The 23,860-nt window shown below is 69.9% G+C and carries 22 protein-coding genes; 14 read left to right on the plus strand and 8 right to left on the minus strand.

Going from position 1 to position 23,860, the window contains the following annotated elements:
* Positions 1–138: 138 nt before the first annotated feature.
* Both JEQ17_RS02870 and JEQ17_RS02875 read left to right on the plus strand, forming a co-directional pair.
* Positions 139–1,824: a ribonuclease J gene (locus JEQ17_RS02870; protein ID WP_200393678.1), complete on the plus strand. Its 1,686-nt coding sequence runs from the start codon at positions 139–141 to the stop codon at positions 1,822–1,824.
* A 171-nt stretch (positions 1,825–1,995) separates the two neighbouring features.
* Complete coding sequence (locus JEQ17_RS02875) at positions 1,996–2,724, plus strand: polyamine aminopropyltransferase (protein WP_200393679.1); 729 nt, start codon at positions 1,996–1,998, stop codon at positions 2,722–2,724.
* A 103-nt stretch (positions 2,725–2,827) separates the two neighbouring features.
* Here the strand turns inward: JEQ17_RS02875 and JEQ17_RS02880 are convergent, their stop codons facing one another.
* From JEQ17_RS02880 to JEQ17_RS02900, 5 genes are read right to left on the minus strand one after another with little or no spacing between them, the layout of a single operon-like run.
* Positions 2,828–3,403 carry a hypothetical protein gene (locus tag JEQ17_RS02880; protein WP_200393680.1) on the minus strand — a complete coding sequence of 192 codons (576 nt, stop codon included), beginning with the start codon at positions 3,401–3,403 and terminating at the stop codon, positions 2,828–2,830.
* Positions 3,400–4,794, minus strand: a complete 1,395-nt coding sequence (locus JEQ17_RS02885) for a hypothetical protein (protein ID WP_200393681.1) — start codon at positions 4,792–4,794, stop codon at positions 3,400–3,402. Before JEQ17_RS02885 ends, JEQ17_RS02880 begins: the two co-directional genes overlap by 4 nt.
* Complete coding sequence (locus JEQ17_RS02890) at positions 4,791–5,600, minus strand: ABC transporter ATP-binding protein (RefSeq protein WP_200393682.1); 810 nt, start codon at positions 5,598–5,600, stop codon at positions 4,791–4,793. The genes JEQ17_RS02885 and JEQ17_RS02890 overlap by 4 nt, the downstream gene beginning before the upstream one ends.
* Before the next feature lie 32 nt (positions 5,601–5,632).
* Positions 5,633–6,451 (minus strand): zf-HC2 domain-containing protein, encoded by an 819-nt coding sequence (locus JEQ17_RS02895; protein ID WP_200393683.1) that lies wholly within the window; start codon positions 6,449–6,451, stop codon positions 5,633–5,635.
* On the minus strand, positions 6,448–7,008 hold the full coding sequence (locus JEQ17_RS02900) for an RNA polymerase sigma factor (RefSeq protein WP_234048032.1): 561 nt from the start codon (positions 7,006–7,008) through the stop codon (positions 6,448–6,450). Before JEQ17_RS02900 ends, JEQ17_RS02895 begins: the two co-directional genes overlap by 4 nt.
* A 232-nt stretch (positions 7,009–7,240) precedes the next feature.
* Between JEQ17_RS02900 and JEQ17_RS02905 the strand changes: the two genes are divergently transcribed.
* From JEQ17_RS02905 to JEQ17_RS02945, 9 genes are all read left to right on the plus strand, one after another.
* On the plus strand, positions 7,241–8,338 hold the full coding sequence (locus JEQ17_RS02905) for a LacI family DNA-binding transcriptional regulator (RefSeq protein WP_234048033.1): 1,098 nt from the start codon (positions 7,241–7,243) through the stop codon (positions 8,336–8,338).
* A 56-nt stretch (positions 8,339–8,394) separates the two neighbouring features.
* A complete protein-coding gene (locus JEQ17_RS02910) occupies positions 8,395–9,993 on the plus strand; it encodes an FAD-dependent oxidoreductase (RefSeq protein ID WP_200393684.1) in 1,599 nt (532 codons plus the stop codon).
* A gap of 97 nt (positions 9,994–10,090) precedes the next feature.
* The gene (locus tag JEQ17_RS02915; protein ID WP_200393685.1) at positions 10,091–12,220 is read left to right on the plus strand and encodes a hydantoinase/oxoprolinase family protein; all 2,130 of its coding nucleotides are present in this window, start codon (positions 10,091–10,093) and stop codon (positions 12,218–12,220) included.
* Positions 12,217–12,816 carry a hypothetical protein gene (locus tag JEQ17_RS02920; RefSeq protein WP_200393686.1) on the plus strand — a complete coding sequence of 200 codons (600 nt, stop codon included), beginning with the start codon at positions 12,217–12,219 and terminating at the stop codon, positions 12,814–12,816. The genes JEQ17_RS02915 and JEQ17_RS02920 overlap by 4 nt, the downstream gene beginning before the upstream one ends.
* A 3-nt stretch (positions 12,817–12,819) precedes the next feature.
* Positions 12,820–14,127 carry a TRAP transporter large permease subunit gene (locus JEQ17_RS02925; protein WP_200393687.1) on the plus strand — a complete coding sequence of 436 codons (1,308 nt, stop codon included), beginning with the start codon at positions 12,820–12,822 and terminating at the stop codon, positions 14,125–14,127.
* Between the two features lie 54 nt (positions 14,128–14,181).
* The gene (locus JEQ17_RS02930) at positions 14,182–15,183 is read left to right on the plus strand and encodes a twin-arginine translocation signal domain-containing protein (protein WP_200393688.1); all 1,002 of its coding nucleotides are present in this window, start codon (positions 14,182–14,184) and stop codon (positions 15,181–15,183) included.
* Between the two features lie 140 nt (positions 15,184–15,323).
* Positions 15,324–15,644, plus strand: coding sequence for a hypothetical protein (locus tag JEQ17_RS02935; protein ID WP_200401269.1), 321 nt, complete (start codon positions 15,324–15,326; stop codon positions 15,642–15,644).
* Positions 15,645–15,998: 354 nt separating this feature from the next.
* Positions 15,999–16,793, plus strand: coding sequence for an SDR family NAD(P)-dependent oxidoreductase (locus JEQ17_RS02940; protein WP_200393689.1), 795 nt, complete (start codon positions 15,999–16,001; stop codon positions 16,791–16,793).
* Positions 16,794–17,163: 370 nt separating this feature from the next.
* On the plus strand, positions 17,164–17,991 hold the full coding sequence (locus JEQ17_RS02945) for a winged helix-turn-helix domain-containing protein (protein WP_234048034.1): 828 nt from the start codon (positions 17,164–17,166) through the stop codon (positions 17,989–17,991).
* 31 nt (positions 17,992–18,022) lie between these two features.
* On the opposite strand, the gene JEQ17_RS02950 is transcribed toward JEQ17_RS02945, so the two are convergent.
* Entirely contained in the window at positions 18,023–18,808 is a 786-nt protein-coding gene (locus JEQ17_RS02950) for an SDR family NAD(P)-dependent oxidoreductase (protein WP_234048035.1), read from the minus strand.
* Between the two features lie 165 nt (positions 18,809–18,973).
* Between JEQ17_RS02950 and JEQ17_RS02955 the strand changes: the two genes are divergently transcribed.
* Both JEQ17_RS02955 and JEQ17_RS02960 read left to right on the plus strand, forming a co-directional pair.
* The gene (locus tag JEQ17_RS02955) at positions 18,974–19,960 is read left to right on the plus strand and encodes a helix-turn-helix domain-containing protein (RefSeq protein WP_200393691.1); all 987 of its coding nucleotides are present in this window, start codon (positions 18,974–18,976) and stop codon (positions 19,958–19,960) included.
* A 262-nt stretch (positions 19,961–20,222) separates the two neighbouring features.
* Positions 20,223–20,480 carry a DUF6221 family protein gene (locus tag JEQ17_RS02960; protein WP_200393692.1) on the plus strand — a complete coding sequence of 86 codons (258 nt, stop codon included), beginning with the start codon at positions 20,223–20,225 and terminating at the stop codon, positions 20,478–20,480.
* Between the two features lie 231 nt (positions 20,481–20,711).
* Here JEQ17_RS02960 and JEQ17_RS02965 read toward each other — a convergent pair whose 3' ends face one another.
* Positions 20,712–21,959 carry an MFS transporter gene (locus tag JEQ17_RS02965; protein ID WP_200393693.1) on the minus strand — a complete coding sequence of 416 codons (1,248 nt, stop codon included), beginning with the start codon at positions 21,957–21,959 and terminating at the stop codon, positions 20,712–20,714.
* A 123-nt stretch (positions 21,960–22,082) separates the two neighbouring features.
* Between JEQ17_RS02965 and JEQ17_RS02970 the strand changes: the two genes are divergently transcribed.
* Entirely contained in the window at positions 22,083–23,045 is a 963-nt protein-coding gene (locus JEQ17_RS02970; RefSeq protein ID WP_200393694.1) for a LysR family transcriptional regulator, read from the plus strand.
* Between the two features lie 90 nt (positions 23,046–23,135).
* On the opposite strand, the gene JEQ17_RS02975 is transcribed toward JEQ17_RS02970, so the two are convergent.
* Positions 23,136–23,768, minus strand: a complete 633-nt coding sequence (locus JEQ17_RS02975) for a DUF1707 SHOCT-like domain-containing protein (RefSeq protein WP_200393695.1) — start codon at positions 23,766–23,768, stop codon at positions 23,136–23,138.
* Positions 23,769–23,860 lie beyond the last annotated feature (92 nt).

A 23,860-nucleotide genomic window follows, 5' to 3' on the forward strand; every position in this document is an offset into this window, starting at 1 on the left:
GCGTGCGTACACGACCGTCCCGTCCGCTGCCGAAGCAGCCCCGCTCCGCTCGCCGACTCCCTCAGCGGCGCCGTACCGAACCCGCTGGTCGGGGCAGCCAGTGGATCACCTCGGCGGACTCTCCGGTAACGTCGGAATATGAGCCATCCACATCCCGAACTCAAAGCCGCCCCTCCCCTGCCTGAAGGAGGGCTGAGGGTCGTCGCCCTGGGCGGTCTGGGTGAGATCGGCCGCAATATGACCGTCTTCGAGCATGCCGGCAAGCTGCTCATCGTCGACTGCGGCGTGCTGTTCCCCGAAGAGACACAGCCCGGCGTGGACGTGATCCTGCCGGATTTCACCTCGATCCGTGATCGCCTGGACGACATCGTCGCCGTGGTACTCACCCACGGCCACGAGGACCACATCGGCGCCGTGCCGTATCTGCTGCGCGAGCGCTCCGACATCCCTGTCGTGGGCTCGAAGCTGACGCTGGCGTTCCTGGAGGCCAAGCTCAAGGAGCATGGAATCCGGCCGCGCACGGTGCGGGTACGTGAGGGCGACCGGCGCGGCTTCGGCCCCTTCGACTGCGAATTCGTGGCGGTCAACCACTCCATCCCGGACAGCCTCGCGGTCGCGATCCGTACCGGAGCAGGGATGGTGCTGCACACGGGCGACTTCAAGATGGACCAGTTCCCGCTGGACGACCGGATCACCGACCTGCGCGCCTTCGCCCGCCTCGGCGAGGAAGGCGTCGATCTCTTCCTCACCGACTCCACCAACGCCGAGGTCCCCGGCTTCACCACCTCCGAGCGCGAGCTGAACCCGGCGATCGAGCAGGTGATGCGTACCGCCCCGCGCCGGGTCATCGTCTCCAGTTTCGCCAGCCATGTGCACCGTATCCAGCAGGTCCTGGACGCCGCGCACCAGCACGGCCGCAAGGTCGCCTTCGTGGGCCGCTCCATGGTCCGCAACATGGGCATCGCCCGTGACCTCGGGTATCTGAAGGTTCCCAGCGGCCTGGTCGTGAGCACCAAGGAGATGGAGAAGCTCGCGGACCACAAGATCACCCTGGTGTGCACCGGATCCCAGGGTGAGCCGATGGCGGCGCTGTCCCGGATGGCCAACCGCGACCACGTGATCCGCATCGGCAAGGGCGACACCGTCCTGCTCGCCAGCTCCCTGATCCCCGGCAACGAGAACGCCATCTACCGGGTGATCAACGGGCTGACCCGGTGGGGCGCCCATGTCGTCCACAAGGGCAACGCCAAGGTGCACGTCTCCGGGCACGCCAGCGCAGGTGAGCTCGTCTACTGCTACAACATCGTCAAGCCCCGCAATGTCATGCCCGTGCACGGCGAATGGCGCCATCTGCGGGCCAACGCCGACCTGGCCATCCGTACGGGGGTCGATCCGGAGCGGGTGGTCATCGCCGAGGACGGCGTCGTCGTCGACCTCGTGGACGGGCGTGCGTCGATCACCGGCAAGGTGCCCGCGGGCAATGTCTACGTGGACGGTATGGAGGTCGGCGGCGCCACCGAGGCGTCCCTGAAGGACCGCCTCACCCTCGCGGAGGAAGGCGTGGTCACCGTGGTGGCGATCGTCGACGCCGACACGGGCGCCCTCGCCGAGACCCCCGACTTCCTGGCCCGCGGGTTCGTCCACGACGACACCACCTTCGAACCGGTCATCCCTGTCATCGAGAAGACTCTGGCGACCGCGGCGCAGGAAGGCGTCGGCGACGCACACCAGCTGGAGCAGCTCATCGCCCGCGCCGTGGCGAACTGGGCCTTCCGTACCCACCGCCGCAGGCCTCTCATCATCCCGGTCATCATCGACGCCTGACCTGCCTCCTTCCCCGCTCCTGCCCTGCCCGCCGGCTGCTTTGCCGGCGGCGGGAAGGGACGGTTTCGCGCCTGTATCCACACCCGCGCGGAGCGGCGTTCCAGGCCCGCGCGAAGCGGCGTTCCAGGCACCGACTTCCGGCACCGACGGTGCCTCAGAAAGGCAAAACGGATGAGCGCGCGTTTCGAGGAGATCGACTGGCGCCCGACAGCGATGGGCGACATCAGTCTGCGGCGCCGACGCGACCCGGCATCGGGCACCGATGTGTACGAGGTGAAGCTCGGCGACGAGTTCTTGATGTCCAGCCTCTTCACCGCCGGCGAGATCGCGCTTACGGAACTCGGACTGGCGATGCTGCCGGACACCGAACTGGACGTCGTGGTCGGCGGACTCGGACTCGGGTACACCGCCGAGGCTGCGCTGGACGACCCGCGGGTGCGCTCGCTGACCGTGATCGAAACGCTCGCCGAAGTCATCGACTGGCATCAGCGGGGCCTGGTCCCGCTCGGCGCCCGGCTGGCTTCGGACGCCCGCTGCCGCCTGGTTCAGGGCGACTTCTTCGCGATGGCGGCCGACTCGTCCGGTCTGGACCCGAAGGAGCCGGGCCGCCGCTTCCACGCCATCCTGCTGGATGTCGACCACTCGCCACGCCATGTGCTCCACCCGCGCCACGCGGCGCTCTACCAGCCTGCCGGGCTCCGCGCTCTCGCCGAACACCTCCGACCCGACGGGGTGTTCGCCCTGTGGTCGAACGACCCGCCGGACAAGGAGTTCACCTCCGTACTCGGGGAGGTCTTCCCGCAATCAGCGGCCCATGTCGTCGACTTCGACAATCCCCTGCAAGGCGGCACCTCGACCAACACCGTGTACGTGGCCAGGACAGAACCCGGCCCCCAGTAGGCAGACCGTGCGACCAGGACGGCTGCCACGATCGCGGCGTCGCCGCGATCAACCTGCCGACGTAGCCCGATGGTGACTCCCGGTCCGAGGTATCGGGGTCCGGCTACCGTCTCGGTCCCGCGACGGCGTAGGCCGCGGTGCCGACGACCGTGAGGACCAGGGCCGTCCAGGTGCCCGATGCCGTGCCGGGAGGCAGCAGCATCCACATCGCCACCTCCATCGGCGCGCTCGTCGGGGGCGGGGCGAAGAACGAGAACAAGAGCCAGGCGAACGGCAGCGTCCAGGCGTACTGGCCGCCCGAGATCGCCGCGCCCAGGGCGGCCAGCCCCATCAGGCCCGCGCTGTCCCGGACTACGAACGCGGTGGTGGCCATGGACGCGCCCATGCTCTGCACCGTCAGCAGCACCGCGGCGACGACCGCGCCGCAGAGCAGCACATGCGCCGCTCTGCGAGGCACCCAGCGGATCGCGGCCGTCCGGTCCAGCGCGAGGTCCTGCCCGCCGAGCCCGACCGAGAAGGCCATCACCCCCGTGGCGAGGACGAGCACGGGCAGCCTGGGATCACCGGGCCCCGCGCCCTCGTCCCGGGCGAGTGCCCACACCGCCAGCGCGCCGATCACCACCGCGGCGAGCGAAGCGGGTATCCGACGCGAGCGCGCGTACAGCGTCAGCCATCTCACCGGGACGAACCGCCGGACAGCACCTCGAACGGGTCGCCCTCGCAGGAGAGCGCGACGGCGCGCATCGCCTTGATCCGCGAGAGTTGCTCTGCCCGTGGAAGCGCCTTGAGTTCCTTCCACACCGGTCGGGTCTCGGCTTCGACCTCGCGACGCATATTTGCCGGCGTACCGCCGAGCGGCTTGAGGTCCCCCAGGACCCAGCCGACCGCGACGGTCTGCGCGAATTCATCTCCCCCGAAGCCGCTCCAGCCGACGGGAGTGCACCCTGGCACCATGCCTTTGGCGATCAGGGCCCGGGTCAGCTCCTCGCCCTTCGCAGCGGCGACGATGGAGTCGTCGAAGTCGAGGAGCACGGTCTCGCGGGACCACTGCGGCGTGGAGCCCTCCGGCAGTACGGCGGTGTTCTCGCGGATCGAGACCGGCGCCTGATCACCCAGGGCACCGTGCAGCCAGCGCAACGCCTCCTTGCCGGGACCCGCGAGGTCCGCGAGTCGTGCCTGCTGCGTCTTCGTCACGCACACCGGGCCGTCGCACACCAGCTCCGCGGCGGCCTCGTCGACGACGTACATCCGGCGCGCGTCGGCGGGGAGGATAAGCAGGGCGATCGCCGCGCCGGCCAGGACGGGCGTCAGGGCGGTCAGCCGGGCGCGCGGGGTCACGGCGACCAGCAGCGCGAAGCCGGTCCCGGCCATGCCGAGCAGCCAGAGCGTCTGTCCGACGTGCACGGAGGCGGAGAGCGTGACGAACGCCTCGCGCGCGTCTTCCACCGTCGGTGACAGCAGCGAGACCCGGTTCGGTTCCGAGTTCGTGAACCCGTCCGCCGTGTCCGTCTCCGTCCGGCCCAGCGACATGTGCATCAGGGCCGTGAACACGAAGGCGCCCATGGCCAGCGCGGGCGGGGTGAGCGGGGACGGCAGGGCTCTCCCGGCCCCCATGCCCAGCACGGCCCCCGCGACGAGGAAGAGTGTCCCCACCAGCGAGATCGGCAGCCACCCGAGGTGCGTGTACTCGGTGTGCGCGAGCACCTGGACCCCACCCACGAGGACCAGGAACGCGAAGGCCGAGGCCAGCGTGATCGCCGTCGCGCCCGCCAGGGTGGCAGCGCGGTGCCGGGCGGGCCGCGGGGTGCTCGTCAGCAGCTCGGACATCTTCGAGCGGTGGTCGCGCAGTCCCTGCAGTGCCCCGAGCCCGACGGCGAGCGGCCACAGGTAGAACAGCAGGGAGCGGGTCCACAGGGCCAGTGGTGTCCACTGGGCCGTCCACGCCGTGGTGCCACTCCACCAGGCGCCGTTCAGCAGGAACAGGAACGCCAGCGCCGGTGCCAGGACCACGACGCCGGCCCACGGGGCGACCGAACGCCTCAACTCGATACGCAGGACGCGGCTGTTCACCAGGTGCCCCTTCCCTGCTCGGGGTTGGCCAGCAGGGCCGAGTAGCCGCGCTCCAGCGGGCTGTCACCCACGTGTTCGGGGCCGCCCGCCGAGGCCAGTTCGTCCGGAGGGCCCTGGAAGACCAGCCGGCCCTCGGCGAAGAGCACCACGTCGGTGCAGGCGGCGGCGACGTCCTCCACCAGATGGGTCGAGACGAGCACGCAGGTGTCCGTACCCAACTCCTGCAGCAGCTCGCGGAAACGCAGCCGCTGTGCCGGGTCCAGGCCGACCGTCGGCTCGTCGAGGAGCAGGATCGTCGGGTCGTTGACGATGGCCTGGGCGATGCCGACCCTGCGCACCATGCCGCCCGACAGGGCCTTCATCCTCTCGTCGGCGCGGTCCGCCAGGCCCACCCGCTCCACGGCGCGCTGCACCGCCGCGGGGATGTCCGCCTTGGGCACCTCCTTCAGCCACGCCATGTACTCGATGAACTCACGCACCGTGAAGCGCTTGTAGTAGCCGAACTCCTGCGGCAGATAGCCGATTCGGCGGCGTACCGCACGGTGCTCGCGCATGCCGCCCACGGACTCGCCGAGCAGCTCCAGGCTGCCCTCGGTGGGACGCAGCACGGTGGCCAGCGTCCGGATGAGGGTGGTCTTGCCCGCCCCGTTGGGGCCGAGGAGCCCGTGTACGCCGGTGCCCAGCGACAGGTCGAGGCCGTCGACGGCCATCCTTTTCCTGCCGACCCTGACCTTCAGCCCGGTTGCCTGGATCTGCCAGGCGTAGGCCGTCGGTGCGATGTCGGCCGCGCTCACGGCGGACGTCATGTGGTGTTCCTTTCCCATGTTCTTTCCGATGGTCATTGATGAGCTCCCAGCACGGTGTACGCCCCTCTGCGGGCGACCACGACACCGATACCGAGCGCGAGGATCAGCCCCCACACGGGCAGGCCGTCCGTCTGCAGGGCGAAGGTCGTACGGCTGGTGGCCAGGGTCGGCGCCACGACCACGGCGGCCCACACGGCGGCCAGCACGACGGCGGCGCGGGTCACACCGACGACACCGCCGAGCGCCAGCGTCGTGGCTGTGAAGGCCAGACAGGGCAGCAGCCACTGGGCCACCATCACCCCCGTCACCCATCCGCCCACCAGCAGCGCGGGGACCAGCACGGCAAGAACGGACGCGGTGCGCCGCAGCACCAGATAGAGCCCGGCCCTGGGCACGGAGGTCGTCAGTTCGTACGCCGGGTCCAGACCGCGCGACCAGGACGCCGCGACGCCGAGCACGGGCAGGACCGGAGCGACCAGCAGCACCAGCGACACCTCGCCGGAGCCGGTGTCGGACAGGTCGAACAGCAGGGCCAGCAGCGTCACGCCCACGACCATGGCCAGCCACGGCACCATCGTGGGCGTCATCCACCTCGCCAGCGGCGCCGACCAGCGCCGTCGGCGCGGCATCGTGGCAGTGACCGCGAGTTGGGGTTCGAGGCCGGACCACACGGTGTCGACGAGCGACGCCACGGCGGGCGCCCCCGCGCCGACAGCGGCGGACAACCGGTCACGGCACTCCCGGCACATCTCCAGATGCGCCTCCACAGCCCACACCTCGTCGGCGGAGAGGTCCGCGCCGCCGCGCACGTACCCCTCGATGATCCGCTTCGACGCGTGTTCGACACTCATGCCAGCGCCCTCCGCATCTCGATACGGGCCCGGCGGGCACGGGTCTTGACCGTGCCCTCGGGCAGCCCGAGCAGGACCGCGGTCTCCCGGACGGACAGCCCGTCGAGCACCATGGCCTGCAGTACCTGTCTCAGTTCCGGCGCGAGGCACCGCAGCGCGTCCCCGACATCACCGCCGACGGTGTCCGCGAGCGCCAACTCCTCGGCGGCGGGCGCCACGTCGGGCGGAGCGGCGGCCTGCGGCGGCTCCGCGTGGTGAGCCCTGCGCCGGAACGCGTCGACGAGGCGGCGCGCCGCGATCGTCCACAGCCAACCGGTGGCCGTCCCCCCGACCGCGGTTCCGGCGAACGCACCCGCGGCGCGCCACACGGCCAGGTAGGTCTCCTGCATGACCTCCGCGACGATCTGCTCGTCGATACACCGGCGGCGCAGCCGCACCGCCATCCACGGCGACGTACGCCGGTACAGCTCCTCGAACGCGGCACGGTCGCCTTTTGCCACCAGCCGGACGAGACGCTCCTCGTCCACCTCGTGCAGCGCTGCTCTGACTGATCTCACACCTGCTAGACGCCCGGCCCGGGCGACAGGTTTTCCCACAGCAGTGATCCACGTCACACCGGAACCCTCGCCGCCACGGGCCTTCGGGTGCCGCTCTCCATCACGGCACTTCTGTCCCATGCCTTGACCCGCCGGGCCGGGAGGTGCAACCTCTCGTTAATGCGCATTAGGTAATACGCATTAACGCGCTGTCGGCAACAGCACCAAGCGCTGCCCGGAGGAGAGAAGCACTGTGGAACCCAGGAAGCGGCCCGGACGTACGCCCGCTCCGGCCGGTCGTACGTCGCGGCCCCGGCAGGCCGAGGTGGCCCGGCTCGCGGGGGTGTCGCAGGCGACCGTGTCCCTGGTGCTGTCCCCGAAGCCCGACGGCAAGGGACGCATCATCTCCGAGGAGACCCGGCAGCGGGTCCTGGAGGCGGCCCGCAGCCTCGGTTACGTGCCCGATCCGGCCGCCCGGCGACTGGCCGCCGCCCGCAACAACCTGCTCGGTGTCTTCAGCTTCACCGCCACGTTCCCGACCGATGTGCAGCACTCGTACTACCCCTTCCTGGTCGGCGTGGAGCGCGAGGCGGCGGCGCTCGGCTACGACCTGGTGCTGTTCACCGGGTCGAGCACCGGCGGCGCGGGGGCCACGGGTCCCGACGCCCTGAGCCGGGTCCGGCTCGCCGACGGCTGTCTCTTCATCGGTCGGCACACGCCCCGGGCGGAGCTCAAACGGCTGGTCGAGGACGGCTTCCCGGTCGTGCACCTGGGCCGCCGCGAGGAGTTGGAGGGCGTGGCCTGGGTGGGCGCGGACTATGTCGAGGCCACGCGTGAAGTCGTGGGCCATCTGGCCGAGTTGGGGCATCGGCGCATCGTCCTCGTCCGTGAGGACGACGACGCGCCCGCCTCGACGGACCGTCAGCGCGGCTTCCTGGAAGGACTGGTAGCAACGGGTCTGCCCTCCGGGCCCACAGCCGTCTTCCGGTCCGCGGATCCGCAGCGGGAGCTCAGCCCCGAACGGCTGCGCGCCTGGGTCGATGAAGGAGTGACGGCCTTCGTCGCCGAGGAGACCGACACCGGGGCGGCCTGGCGAAGCCTGCTCTCCGCCGTGCGCGAGGCGGGCCTCGACTGCCCCGGAGAGGTGTCCCTCGCCCTGCTCGGCAGCCCGCCCGCCGACCTGGCAAGTGAACCCGAACCCACCGGATTCGACATCCCCCGCCCGCAGTTGGGTGCTGCCGCCGTGCGGTTGCTGGCCGCGCTCGTCGCGGGCGAGGAGGCACGAGAACCACTCGTCAGCTGCGTCTTCCGCCCGGGCCCGACGACCGCACCGCCGCGTGCCCGTCCCTGAGCACGGTCCGTACCGGCCTCACCCCCTGTGCCCCTGATCCAGCAGCAAGGAGAAGCGTGATACCCGAAGCAGACATCCTCGTCGTGGGAGGCGGCCTCGGTGGTGTGGCCGCCGCACTCGCCGCCTGCCGGGCAGGACGCAGCGTCGTGCTCACCGAGGAGACGGACTGGATCGGCGGCCAGCTCACCAGCCAGGCCGTACCGCCCGACGAGCACCCGTGGGTGGAAAGGTTCGGCACGACCGCCTCGTACCGGCGGATGCGCGAGGAGATCCGGAGGTACTACCGCCACTGGTACCCGCTGCGGGCCGAGGCCCTGGCGCTCACCGACCTCAACCCGGGAGCCGGCCGCGTCAGCAAGCTCTGCCACGAGCCGAAGGCCGCCCTCGCCGTCCTGGAGGGCATGCTCGCACCCCACCGAGCGGCGGGACGGCTGACCGTACTCACCGAGCACCGGCCGATCTCCGCCGAGTCCGACAACGATGTCGTACGGTCGGTGACCCTCAAGGACCTGCGCGACGGGACACATCGCACCCTCACCGCGCGTTACGTCCTGGACGCCACCGAGACGGGTGAACTCCTCGACCTCGCGGGTGTCGAGCACGCGAACGGGGCCGAAGCGCAGGCCGAGTTCGACGAGCCGCACGCCCCCGACGAGGCTCAGCCTCTCAACCAGCAGGGCATCACGGTCTGCTTCGCGCTCTCCCATCACGAGGGCGAGGACCACACGATCGACCGCCCGGAAGACTTCGACTTCTGGCGCGACCACCGGCCCTCGTTCTGGCCGGGCCCGCTGCTGGGCTTCGAGGCCCCCGACCCGCGCACGCTGGAGGCGGTGCCGCGGACCTTCGTACCGAATCCGGCCCTCGACCCGCTCAGCGTCTCCGCCGACCAGAGTGCCGACGCCGGTGACAAGGAGCTGTGGGGCTTCCGTCGTATCCTCGCCCGCAAGCTGCACGCGCCGGGCGCCTTCGATTCCGACATCACGCTCGTCAACTGGCCGCTCAACGACTACTGGCTCAAGCCGTACATCGGTCAGGAGGCCGAAGCGCTGCGTGAGGCACGGCAGTTGTCGCTGTCGCTGCTGCACTGGCTGCAGACCGAGGCGCCGCGCGCGGACGGCGGGACCGGCTTCCCGGGACTGCGGATCCGCCCGGACGTGACCGGCACGGCGGACGGCCTGGCCAAGGCGGCGTACGTCCGTGAGTCCCGGCGTATCAAGGCCGTCACCACGGTCACCGAGCACGACGTGGCGATCGACATCGTCGGCCCACGCGGCGGCACGCGGCATCGCGACTCGGTGGGCGTCGGCAGCTACCGCATCGACCTGCATCCCTCGACCGGCGGCGACAACTACATCGACATCGGGTCCGTGCCGTTCGAGATCCCGCTCGGCGCACTCGTGCCGCGCCGGGTGCGCAACCTGCTGCCCGCCGGCAAGAACATCGGCACCACGCACATCACCAACGGCTGCTACCGCCTCCACCCGGTGGAGTGGAACGTGGGCGAGGTCGCCGGTGCCCTGGCCGCGCACTGCGTGGCCGAGGACGTCGAGCCGCACCAGGTGCAGGCCGAGGACAAGCGGTTCGAGGAGTTCGCGCGGCTGCTCGACCGCGACGGAGTGCAACGCCACTGGCCGGACGTACGCGGCTACTGAACGACCCCCGCCTGGGAGGGAGTTCGGGCGGGCGGATCCATCCGCCCGCCCGGCCATCGCCCGCGCGAACCGATCCAGCACAAGGAGGTGCACGGATATGAACACACCCCGCATCCGCGTCGGCATCGACGTGGGCGGAACCTTCACCGACGCCGTAGCCGTGGACGCCACGACCCTCGAACTCCTCGGGCAGGTCAAGGTCCCCACCAGCCACCATCACGAGGACGGCGTCGCACACGGCATCGTCGAGGCACTCGACCGGCTCCTGGAGCAGACCGGCTGCGCCCCGGCCGACGTCGCCTTCCTGGCGCACGGCACGACCCAGGCCACCAACGCCCTCCTGGAGGGCGACGTGGCGACCGTCGGACTGATCGGCATCGGGACCGGCCCCGCGGCGGTGCTCACCCGCCGCCTCGCGTCGTTCGGCAAGCTCGAACTCACCCCCGGCAAAAGGCTTCCGCTGGCCTACGCGCATGTCACGGACCCTCAGGACACGGCCGCTGTCCGCCACGCCGTCGAGGAGCTGAAGGGCGACGGCGCTCAAGTCCTCGTCGCCAGCCAGCCGTTCAGCGTCGACCGTCCCGAGGGCGAGCAGGCCGTCCTGGACACGGCACGGCCGTACGGGCTGCCGATGACCGCCGCACATGAGATCACCTCGCTGTACGGGCTGCACAAACGAACCCGCACCGCCGTCGTCAACGCGGCGATCCTGCCCCGGATGCTGGCCACCGCCGACCTCGTCGACGCCTCCATCACCAAGGCGGGCGTGACAGCGCCGCTGATGGTGATGCGCTGCGACGGAGGCGTGATGGTGCTCGACGAGATGCGCCGCCGACCGCTCCTGACGGTCCTGTCCGGACCGGCTGCCGGAGTCGCGGGCGCTCTGATGCAGGAGCGGGTGAGCGAGGGCGTGTTCCTTGAGACCGGGGGCACCTCGACCGACATCAGCGTCGTACGCCGCGGCAAGGTCGCCGTCCGGCACGCCACCATCCTCGGCAAGACCTCGTATCTGAGCGCCCTCGACGTGCGCACGGTCGGTGTCGGCGGTGGCTCCATGGTGCGGATCGGCGGCGGCCGCGTGACGGGGGTGGGACCGCGCAGCGCTCACATCGCGGGGCTGCCGTACGCCTGCTTCGCCTCCCCCGACCAACTGCGCGACGCCAAGGTGGACACCGTCCGGCCCATGGACGGCGACCCCGCCGACTACGCCGTGATCGACGCGGCGGGCGGGCGGTTCGCCGTCACCCTGACCTGTGCCGCCAATGCCCTCGGCCGTGTCCCCGAGGGCGACTTCGCCCGCTGCGACCCCCAGAGCGCGCGTGCCGCGATCGCGCCGCTGGCCGCCCATCTCGGCACCGACGTCGCGACCGCGGCGACACGGATCCTCGACGCGGGAATCGCGCAGGTGAAGACGGTGGTGGACGCCATGATCCGCGACTACCGCCTCGACAAGGACACGGCGATCCTCGTCGGCGGAGGCGGCGGTGCCGCGTCCGTCACCCCGCACCTCGCCCTCAGCAGTGACATGGAGGGGCGGATCGCCCGTCACAACGAGGTCATCAGCCCCATCGGCGTCGCCCTCGCCCTCGTCCGGGAACAGGTCGAGCGGATCGTGCCCGGTGCCACGCAGGAACAGATCCTCGCCGTACGGGCCGAGGCGGAGCGGGCGGTCGTCGCCCAGGGCGCCGCCGCCGAGGGTGTCGAGGTCGAGGTCACCGTCGACCCGCAGACCAACACCGTGCGCGCGGTCGCGACCGGCGCCACCGAACTGCGCACCCAGGACCGGTCCCACCGCGCCGACGACACCGAGCGGCTCCGGGCCGCTGCGGCCAGCCTCAAGACCGACCCCGCGGCGGTCCACGTCCTCGCGGGCACCGCCGCCCACACCGTCTACGGCACCGAGACGCGCCGCCGCCTGCGCGCGACCCGCCGCCCTATACGGATCGTCGACGTGGACGGCGTCGTACGCCACCACGCCGCCGACGCCCACGTGGAGACCACCACCGTGGCCGGTGCCCCGGAGGTCCTCGCGCGGCTGGTCGGCGAATCCACCTCGTACGGCGACGGCGGGGTGCGCGCTCCTGCCCTGCGGCTGCTGCTCGGCGCCCGTATCGCCGACCTGTCCGGCGTCCTCGACCCCCAGCCTCTACTGGCGCTGGCCCGCAGCGAGTTGCGCGCCCGAGCGGCCGACGAGCCGGTGGTCGCGGTGCTGGAGGTACGGTCATGACGGCCGCCGAACTCGCCCTGGGGGGCGAGGCGTCGACGGATCTCGCGGCCGTCGACGACATCGAGTGGGCCGTACGACTGCTGGCCGCCACCCCCACCCACGAGGGCCGCGACCGCGAACTGCTGCGCCAATGGGCCCGCAGGGCCGACGAGTTCGGCTCCCGGCTCGCGCCCGTTGCGTCCACGGCACGCGTGGTCGAGCGGGACGACGGGCTGGAGCGGATGCTGCTCGCGCGCTACACGTCACGGCCCCCGACGGTCGAGCTGTACACCGACACGCTCGCCCTCGCCGAGGAGTTGGTCGACGCCCGCGGCTGGCGTGCCTGGTACCCGACGGGCTCGGTGCGCGCGGCCGCGCTGGCCCACGAGGCGGTGCACGCCCACCTCCACCACGGCCCCGCGAAGGCCGCACTCAAGCAGGCGCTAGACCACACCGTGCTGCGCCTGGGACGCCGCCGCATGGCCGGTCATGTCGCCGGCGCCGAGGAGGTCGCGGCGCACGCCTACGCCCGAACCGTCTGCGGACTCGGTCGGGGCCCCCTGCTCCTCACCGCCGCGCTTCGCGCGGAACTCACCCGGCCCGGAAGAGAGAAGTGACCCATGGGTGTCGTCATCCTTCTCGTCATGGCGGCCGGCGTCGCCCTGATGCTCACCCGCAGACTGCCCACCGCCTTCGCGCTGGCCCTGCTCGCCGTCGCCATCGCCTTTCTCGCCGGGGCGCCGTTCACCGGCAAGAACAGCGTGCTGGACACCGTTCTCCAGGAAGGCGCGCCGGCCCTGGCCGCCACCATGATCGCCATCATTCTGGGGTCCTGGCTGGGCAAACTCCTCGACGAGACCGGCATCGCGGGCACGCTCGTCCGCAAGATCGTCGAGTTCGGCGGTGACCGCCCGACCGTGGTGGCCCTCGGCGTCCTCGCCGTGTCCGCACTCGTCGGTACGGTGACCGGCTCGGCACCCGCCGCCATGCTCGCCGGGATCATCGGCATCCCCGCCATGATCGCCGTCGGCGTGCCCAAGGTGACCGCCGCGGGCACGGTGCTGATGGGCATCGCCGTGGGCATCCCCTTCGAGCTGCCGCTGTGGCAGTTCTTCTCCACCGCGCTGGAACTGCCGATCCCGACCGTGCGCGGCTTCATGGTGAAGCTCTTCCCGTTCGCCCTGGCCGCCGCTCTCGCGTTCGTCCTGGTCGAGACGCGACGGCGTGGCACGGAGCACGCCTGGTCGCTCAAGTCCGTCGACTCCCCCGGCTCTCCCGGCTCCTCCGGCGCGAAGCCTCGTTCACGTCGCGCGGAGCTGGGCGACGCGCCCTGGTACGCGCTGCTCGCCCCCGCCGTCCCGCTCGTTCTCGCCCTGGGTTTCGAACTCGCCATCATTCCTTCGCTGTTGGCGGGAGTCCTGTACGCGCTGGTCACCACGACCAGGCCCGGCAAGATGAACAAGCGACTGCTACGCACCCTGTACGGCGGCTTCGAGGTGGCGGCCCCGCCGCTCGTGCTGTTCATCGCCATCGGCATCCTGCTCGCGGCCGTGAAACTGCCCGGCGCCGTGGACGCACTCGAACCGCTCGTCAAGGCCGTCAGCCCGCAGAACCCCGTGGTGTTCGTCCTCGTCTTCACGCTCCTCGTCCCGCTGTGCCTCTACCGCGGCCCCCTCAACGTGTTCGGGCTCGGCGCGGGCATCGCCGGCGTCCTCATCGCCGCCGGGATCTACCCCGCGGTCGCCGTCCTGGGCATGGCCACCTCGTACAACCAGGTCTTCGGCGTCGCCGACCCCACCAGCACACAGACCGTGTGGAGCGCCCAGTACGCGGGCGTCTCTCCCCAACAGGTCATGGTGCGCACGCTGCCGTACGTCTGGGCGGTCGCCCTCGGCGGGCTGTGCGTGACCGCGGCCACCTACCTCTGAGCGCGGGCCCGTTCGGGCCCTCCGAGCCACACACCTTCTGTCATTGGAGCCACCATGCAGGAGCAACACCCCGACCGACGTCTCTTCCTGCGCGCCACCGCCGCCACCGGAGCCGCCCTCACCGTCGGGACGGCCCTGGGGTCCCAGCCCGCGGCCGCGGCGCCCGGCGGATTCCCCAACTACACCTACGTCCGCACCCTTCTGACACCGTCCAAGCTGAAGTACAACCCGACCGGCGAGATCATCTTCCCCTGCATCAGAGGCGTCTACGACAAGCTGAGCTCCCCGCTCGGCCGCTACTACCTGTACTACGCGCCGCACGACGCGCCCGGCGGCATCTGCCTGGCATACGGCAACTCGCTGGAAGGGCCGTTCACGGAGTACCCGTCGAACCCGATCGTCTCCAACAAGTGGTCACCGCACTACTCCGTCAGCCATGTCTCGTCCCCCCATGTGCTCTGGAACCAGGACGCCAAGGAGTTCTGGCTGTACTTCCACGGAGAGAACACCACGACCCGCCTCGCCCGCTCGACCGACGGGATCCACTTCACGTACGACAAGGTCGTGCTGTCGACGTCCATGCTCCCGGCGGGCACCACGGAGACGTCGTACGCCCGGGTCTTCCGCCACGACCTGCCCTCACGCGGCGCCCGCTACGTCATGGTCTTCATGCTCAACAACACCACCAACCACCGTGACATCCACTGGGGTTGGTCCGCCGACGGCCGCACCTGGGCCTACGATCAGCAGCCGCTCATCCGGCACGGCGACGTCGGCGCCGTCAACGTCGGCGGCCCGCACCTCCTCCACCGCAACAACAGCACCTACGTCGTCTACAACAAGGACAAGGCGAGTGGCGGCGACATCATGATCACCGAAGTCGGCAACGACTTCACCAAGCGCACCCACCTCGGCGTCTTCTACAACTCGCGCGGCACCGCCCCGGACAACGGCCGCGCCGCGGCACCCTCCTTCGGCACCGACGGCGGCGTCCCATACATGATCTACGAGGCGGGAGAGAGGCTTTCCGGGGCCATCGCGATGGCCCGGGGCTGACCGACCCGCCAACCCGGGGTGCCTCAGTCGGCGGTGGGCCCGGAGCTGTGCGTATATCGCGTTGTGGGTCCAAGGGCTCCCGCCATAAGGTCACCGGCATGTCTGTTCGTCTTCGTATGCGTCAAGCACTGCCGGAAGCGATGCGCGCCCGTGACAAGGCCGCGGTGAGCGCCCTGCGGTCAACACTTGCCGCGCTGGACAACGCCGAGGCGGCGCCCGTGGACGAAGCCGAGCTGCGCGGCGTGGCCCTTGAGCAGTCGCCGGTCGGTGCGGGCGCCACCGAGGCGGCGCGGTGTGAGCTGAGCGAGCGCGGTGTGGTGGATGTGGTGCGTGCCGAGGCCGCGGAGCGACTTGAGGTTGCGGCGCAGTTGACTGCGCCCGCCCACGCCGACCGGGCCGCGCGGCTCCGGGCGGAGGCCGCCGTGCTGCTTCGGTTTCTCGACGGTCCCGACGCCGCGTAGGACACGGTGAGGTTTCTCACCGGAACCGGAAGCGGCGCGGGGGCAGGACTGGGAGCTGGTGGTGGCCGGCCGAGCGGGTCGGCCACGCCGGTACGGACCGGGGCAGGCCAGACCGGGTCGCGGCTGGCCAGGCGGCGAGGCAGCGTCTGCTGAGCCACGCCCGCCGGGACGCGAATGCCGATGCGGAAGCGGATGCGGAAGCGGATGCGGTCCTTCAGGGCACGTCTGGACGGCGCGGGAGCAGTCACCCGTACTGCCCCACCCCAAGGTTTCCGGACATGATCGGGCGCTTTGAGGAGAAGAAGTGCCGTGACGGCCTGATGGCCGCGGAACCTGCGTCGGGAAGGAAATGACATGCGCCTGGACCTCACAGGCCGGACCGCTTTGGTGACGGGATCCACCCAAGGCATCGGAGCCGCGATCGCGGCCGGACTCGCACGGGCCGGCGCCAGGGTCGGAGTCAACGGACGCGACCAGGGCAGGGTCGAGGAGTCCATCAAACAGCTCAAGGCCGACGTGCCGGACGGCGACTTCGTCCCCGTCGCGGCCGACGTCACGACCGAGGCGGGCGCCGCCGGCGCCCAGGAAGCCCTGCCGGACGTCGACATCCTCATCAACAATCTCGGCATCTTCGGCGCCCAGGACCCGATGGAGATCACGGACGACGAATGGCGTCGCTACTTCGAAGTGAACGTGCTGGCCGCTGTCCGTCTGACCCGCACCTATCTGCCGCGGATGACCGAGCAGGGGTGGGGCCGCGTCCAGTACATCGCCAGCGACTCCGCGGTGGTGATCCCGGCCGAGATGATCCACTACGGCATGTCGAAGACCGCCCTCCTCGCGGTCGGCCGAGGCTTCGCCAAGCAGGCGGCGGGGACCGGCGTCACCGTGAACTCCGTCATCGCCGGCCCGACCCATACAGGCGGCGTCGAGGACTTCGTCTACCAGCTCGTCGACCGCGACCTGCCGTGGGACGAGGCTCAGCGAGCCTTCATGCGACAGCACCGCCCACAGTCTCTCCTCCAGCGCCTGATCGAACCCGAGGAGATCGCCAACATGGTGGTGTACCTGAGCTCCGACCTTGCCTCCGCCACCACGGGCGGCGCGCTGCGGGTCGACGGAGGGTATGTCGATTCCATCCTCCCCTGACCTTCGCTGGCATGCAGCAACGCTGTTCGTGATCGCTGCCGCGGGACTTGGTACGCCCAGTCTCGGAAGGGTCCTCGCGTGCAGGGTGCGAGCGCCTCGGGCCGGTTGGCCGAACTGGGCTTGCGCTGCTCGTCTTCGGTAGGCGGAACAAGTTGAACGGCCGGGTGGGGCACGCTGGTTGACCGACGATCCGTTGCTGCGGATCCGGCGGGCCGGGCCCGTAGTCGGGACGCAAGCGCGGGGGCGTGGTCCGCGTCGCCAGCCCGGCCCCGGCCTCGTCCACCGCCATTCATCAGGTGGGCGGAGGCGATAGATTCGGTATGTGGTGTCGTCTCGAAGCGGGGACCATAGGGGCCCGGAGTTCCGCCGGGTGGACAACGCTCTGCGTGAGCAGTTGGCGAACGGAGTGTTCCGGCCGGGTGACATGCTGCCCCCGCAGCGGTCCCTGGCCTCCGAGTACGGAGTCTCCCGCGACACGGTCCAGCGGGTCCTGCGGCAATTGGACTCCGAGGGCTGGATCGAGTCAAGACGGGGCAGCGGCAGCCGGGTGCTGAGGCTCCCCTCTGTCGACCCGGCCGGGCCGGCTACCGAGCGGCGCGGTCGCGCCCTGCTCCTCCCGCTGATCGACGCGGCGTTCGAGGAACCCACGGTGTCTCTGGACGTCTTCACGCTCACCTCCGAAACTCTGGCCCACCACTTGAGGCACCAGACGGAGCGGGCCCTGACCAAGGAGATCTCACCCGAGCGCCTGCACGTCCGCGTACTCCTTCCCTGGGAGGACGCGCCTCTCGCCTACCCACGCGCCAAGGCTCCGGACGATCACAGGGTCTGGCAACGCTGGCAGACGATGACCCGCACACACCTCAAGGACATGCAGGAGTGCTGCAAGGCACTGCGTCAGGCGGGCGTGGACGCCCGCCTGGAAATCCGCAGAGTGCCACTGACCCCGCACTGCAAGCTGTACGTGCTCAACAACTCCGTAATGCTGTACGGGACTTATGACGTGGTCGAGCGCACGGTCACCGTCAGCGACGGTACCGACATCGAGGCCCTGGACGTGATCGGCCTGGGCTCGACCCTCTCGTACCACCGCCGAGAAGAGGACGAGCAGTCGCACGACTCCATGTTCTTCACGAGCATGCAGGACTGGTTCGAGTCGACCTGGACCCTCCTGGGCCAGGACCGTACGACGGGCTGACGTATGCGAACGGTTTCTCGCCGTCGAGGAGTCAGTTGTCGATCCCGTACAGGTTCGTCTGGCCGTTCGACGCGGTCAGGCCTCCGTCCACGGGAATGTGCACTCCATTGAGAAACCCGGCGTCGCGACCGGCGAGGAAGGCGACGACGGCGGCGACCTCGGACGGTTCGCCCGGCCGGCCCATGGGCACACGATCCACGAAACGCCTGCGCAGGGCCGTTTCCTCGGCGAGTGCGTCGCGGATGAACTGGCTGCTGAGCGTCACGCCGGGGTGGACGGCGTTGACCCGGATCTCACGGCCGTGGTCCAGCGCCATCGCGTTGGTCAGGTTCGCCAGCGCGCCCTTGGTCGCGTTGTAGGCGGCCTGGGACCAATCGCCGCGCATGGCACCCACGGACCCGACGTTGACGATGCATCCGCGCACCGCCCGCAGGTGGGGCAGCGCGGCTCGCGAGGCGAAGAAGACGCCGTCGACGTTCGTGCTCATCATGGTCCGGTAGCTGTCCATGTCGATCTGGTCGACAGTGCCCGGAATCGCCACGCCCGCGTTGTTGACCAAGACGTCCAGGCGTCCGAACCGATCGGCCACTCCGTTCATGACCGCGGTGATGGCATCCAGGTCCGATACGTCCCCGACCCAGGGGTACATGTCCGCGCCGTCCGGGCCCTGTTGGGCGGTCTGCCTCAGAGTCTCCTCCGTACGGCCGACGAGCACCACGGTGTATCCGTCGGTGGCGAACCGGTGCGCTATCGCCGCTCCGAGGCCGGCACCGGCACCCGTGACGACTGCCACGCGGCTGGACTTCTCTTGGTTCACGAGTCTCTTGTCCTTCGTGTGCGCCGGGCCCGGAACGGCCCGGGTTTGCTTCTCCCTCAGAAGCCTAGGAATGCTGGCACTGCCCGCACTTGGACCGGCGCGGCGTCCGAGCAGAACAGATGCGCCACAAGTCGGCGGCGGAGCAACGAAGGGGACCGGCCTGCGATGAGCAGCACTGGAGCGGAGGCCGACGGAACGCTCGGTGCGTTTTCCGTGGACTCCACCGTCCCGGGGGCCGTACCGCGAGGATTCGACGTCTTCCTGCGCGAGTGGGAGACGCGGATCGGTGATCGCTTCCCGCAGCCGACCTACAGCCCGGAAACGATCGCCGACTTCCGGGTCAAGAGCCGTGTCGCCAAGATTCGTGACGTGGCGATCACCGATGTCCACGGTGTGTCGGCCGTCCGTACCGCGGGCATCCCGCGTGGTGTCGAGGACCAGGTACGGCTGTACGTCGTCCGGCGCGGAGCCTGGACGTTGGGCGGCTCGCGCGATGGTGGCGAACACACCGTTCTTGGCGGGCAGTTCCTCCTCCGGCACGTCGGGCGGCCGTCGCACTTCGAGACGGTGCCCAACACGACGGCGCGGGTCCTGGTCCTGCCCGCCACGATGCTCAAACCCCTGCTGGGGAACAGGATCATGACCGGGTCGGCGGACTCACCCGAGATACGCCTTCTGGCGGCCCACGCGAACATGGTCCACGCAACGATGGCCGACCTCAGTCCGGCCGGTGTGCACGCCGCCCACAGCAGCCTGATCGAGCTGGCCAAGGCAGTGGCGCAGAGCCGGTTCGACGACATGGAACCCCGCCTGGCCCCGGCACTCGCCCAAGCCGCGAAGGACCTCGCGGACAGCCAACTAGCCGACCCCGAACTCTCCCCACCGATGCTGGCGCGTGAACTCAACGTCTCCGTACGCACCTTGCAACGGGCCTTCGCCGCAGTGGGAGAGTCGGCGACCACCTACATCCGCCACCGTCGCCTGGAGGAAGCCCGCCTCGCCCTCACCGCCGGGCCCGGCCGACCGACCGTCTCGGAACTCGCCGCCCACTGGCAGTTCGCCGACAGCAGCCACTTCATCCGAGCCTTCAAGAAGCACTACGGCCAGACCCCCACCGAGTACGCCCGCGCGACCAGGCCGCCCGAAAACTGAACCAACTCCGTCTACGCAACGCACCGGGCACCGACTGGCGAACCCGAGTCCGCCAACACTGCAGCCCCGCCCAACAGGGCCTCCCACCGGGCGAGTTGCGCCGACGAGCAGCCTGCGGCGAAGCCCCCCATCGGCGGTCGCCCACCGGCCTTCGACGCGGAGGCGTACAAGCAACGCAACGCGGTCGAAGAGCCAGCTCGTCGGGCGGGCTCATCAAGTTGAGCTCGGCCGATGCCGCTCGCCGGTAGGCGAAGATGAGCCCATGGACGACCTCGTGAGATTCCTCCGGGACCGCAATATGGCGGACAACCACGCCTATGCCGAGGTGGCCCACCGCTTCGGTGGCGACGCCCTCCTCGACAGCCACCTGCCGATGCTCGACCTGGTCGACATGCTGGCCAGGGAGTACGAGGCCATGGCCCCGACGGATACACGCCACGCAGGCCTCGCTTACGCACTCAAGGTGCTGGCGCAGTCGTACACCGAGCACCCGGGCTACCGCCAGGAATGGCGTCCGTAGGGCCCAACAAGGACAGCGCCTGGGCCTTCTCCTTTCATCGAGCTGCTCGCATGTCGGGGAGGCCGCTCGGTTACCTGTTGCTGTCGGAAGCGTGGGGACCGCGGGTACGGCGCGGAGGCGCGCGCCGTGGCCCCCGGCTGGTTCGCCAACGCGCTTCCCGGCCGGCCGGTAGTGCTCCGCACCCAGACCGCCAATAGGCGCTCGATGCGCCTCGCGGCAAGGTGTGGTGACTCATACGGCCCGGACCCCCTCCGTCAAAACCCCAGACTCAGCAGCCGACAAATCCATCCGCCTGGGCAGCAACAGTGGCGTAGCAAGCAGGAGAACACCGGACATCGTGATCGCGGTGAGCGGGCTGGTGAGTGTGGCGAGGACGCCCCAGATCACGATCAGGGCAGCTTGCAGGAGTTTGCTGGTGGCGCTCCAGGTGCTGAGGACTTGGGCGGTGCGGTTCATGGGGGTCCGCTGCAGGCGTTCCGTTGCGTAGATCGGGTTGTAGATGCCCATGCAGGTGATCAGCAGGCCCTCGACGACTATCACGGTGAGGAGTCCGGGTATGCCGGGTCGGACGAACGCGAGGCCGAGCGGGAAGAGTGAGCGCAGCCAGCCGGAGGCGATCATGACCCGGTATCGGCCGTAGCGGGTCACGAGGCGCGCGGAGAGGCGGGCGCCCGCGAAGCCGCCGAGTGCCGGGATGCCGAAGGCGAGACCGTATTGCCAGGCCGGGAAGTGGTATTGGCCCAGCAGGAGGACTGCCAGGAGCGGGGCGGTGGCCATGATGAGGCCGCTGACCAGGATCGAGTTGAGGAACAGGCGTCTCAGTGCGCGGTCGTGGAGGATGAACCGCCAGCCGGCGAGGAGGTCGGCTCCGCGCAACCTGGTGGTCCGGTCGCGGGGTGCCGCGATGTCGCCTCCGCGGATGCGGAGGACACCGAGCGCGGACAGCAGGTAGCTGAGGGCGTCGGCCATGACCGTGACGACCGGGCCGAGCACACCTATGAGCGCACCGCCGAGGGGCGGGCCCGCCGCGGTCGCCGCCCAGCTCGTGCCCTCGAATCTCCCGTTCGCAATAAGGAGGTGATCGCCACGGAGGAGGTACTTCAGATACGCGCCGGACGCGGCGGAGAAGGCGATGCTCGCGGTCCCGGAGATGACCGAGACAACCAGCAGTTGCCCGTATGACAGGAGACCTAGGACATACGCGATCGGGGTGCTTGCCACCGCGACGAACCGGATCAGGTCCATCGCGATCATAACCGGCCGCTTGGGCCGGTGCTCGACCCACGGCCCGAGCGAGAACGCGACGACCGCCGCGACGGCAAGTCCGGCCGCCTCCAGCACCGACACGGCAAAGGCCGACGAGTGCAGCACCTGTACCGCGATCAGCGGAAACGCGCCGAAGGCAAGCCACGTACCGTATGTACTGACGGCGTAGGCCGACCACAACCAACCGAAACTGCGCCCCAACTTCACGCGCATGCGACTCCCTCGCGACTTCCGATGTCCGGGTCGCCGAATCACACCGGACGCACCGTCGCGGGATCAAACAACCGGCTCCCGGGCGAGCCACAACCATCGGTTGGGCACATCTATGCTCGATCAATGGATACCGAGGCGGTGCGATCGTTCGTCCGTGCTGCCGAGCTCGGGCAGCTGCAGCACGCGGCCGACGAGCTCGGCGTAACGCAACAGGCCGTGTCGAAGCGGATCGCGACCCTGGAGCGCGAGCTGGACGTCCGGTTGTTCACCCGCACCGCCCGAGGGGTGGAGCTGACACTCGACGGTCAAGCCTTCCTCCCGCATGCCCGGAGCATCGTCACGGGTGTCGATCGCGCCATCACCGCGATCAGACCGGGCTCGCGGGCCCTTCGGATCGACGTTCTGGGCCTGCGATCCGCACAGGCCGTCGTCCTTCACGACTACTGGCGGTCGCACCCCGAAACCGACCTCGACGTGGTGACCCTCAGGGTCAACGACCCGCGCCTGGCGGTCGCCGCCGTCCAGGCAGGCGATATCGACGCCTCGTTCCGCTCGGTCACCGACCCGGCCACGCTGCCGCGCGACGTGCAGATGATCCACGCCTTCGACTCCCCGCTGGAACTGCTCGTCGGCCCGAGGCACCCGTTGGCCTCCGCACGGACGCTGACACCAGCCCAGCTACGCCGGCACCGGATCTGGGTGCCGGGTATCGCGCCGCGAAGCGAATGGGCGGAGTTCTACGATCAGTTGGCCACCGACTTCGACCTCCGCATCGACGCGGCGGGACCGAACTTCGGCAACGAGGTCCTCCTCGACATCCTCGCGGACTCCGAGGACGTGGCAACCCTCGTGGGCTCGCGCGATCGGTACATCTGGCCCACGAACCACGACCTGCGCCGCATCCCGATCGTGGATCCGACGCTCGCGTACCCGCTCTCGCTCATCCTGCCCCGCGAGAATCCGCACCCAGGACTCCGAGCGATCATCAACCACTTCGGAAGCCTGACACCACTCCCCGAGGCAGCCTGGCTCCCCTCCTGGGCAACGACTCCACGCCCCGGCGACGGAACCATCGAACACACCTGACACCGGCGGCCGAGGGCTGCAAGGACAGCCCGCCCCACCGACAGTTCACGGCAGTGCACGACACGGGAGTCGAGCGCCTGCAGGGAGGGATCAGTGCCTACGCAGCAGCCACTGCCCGAACGTCCGACGCCGGGGCCGTACGACCACGCGACCGAAGGCCTTCGTACCGACCAGCTCCACCCGAAGAGCGACCGGCGCGTCGGGATTCTCCGAATTCTGGCGGTACTTGACCTTGCTGTGCACCAGTTGCAGACCATCGGTGTCGACCACGACACCCGGCCTCGTGATCAGCGTCAGGGTCTTCCCGGTCATCCCCACGTCGATTCGCAGGGTGTCGTGCGTGATCACCGCGTCAGTGAAGTCGAGGGTCATCTCGCAGTACGTCACCGCGAGCTCCAGCCTCCGCGGGACCACCCAGCGTCCGACGCGCTCGATCGCGCCGCTGTGGACCTGTTCGATCCGGACTACGTCCTTGACCTCCGCCACGGTCGTGCCGGACGTGGCCGACACGGGCGGCAAGTCAGCGGTGAGCGTGGTCAGTTCGCTCAGTGTCCGCGCCGACAGGGCGGCTTCCAGGCGCTCGTCCAACTCGTCCGCGGTCAGCAGGCCGTCCCCCGCCGCGATACGCAGCACATCCACCACCCGGTCCCGGTCCGCATGGGAGGCTCGCAGCTCGGGCGACGAGCCGGAGGGCTTCCCGGTGGGCGAAATCTCTCCCGACATGCTTCCGTCCTGGTCAGTCGAACGTCCCCGCGCGACGCAGGCAGCGGCGCGACTAGAAGACTAACGCCATATCGCGACATGGATCCCGAGCC

The sequence above is a fragment of the Streptomyces liliifuscus genome, from assembly GCF_016598615.1.
Taxonomy (GTDB): Bacteria; Actinomycetota; Actinomycetes; order Streptomycetales; family Streptomycetaceae; genus Streptomyces; species Streptomyces liliifuscus.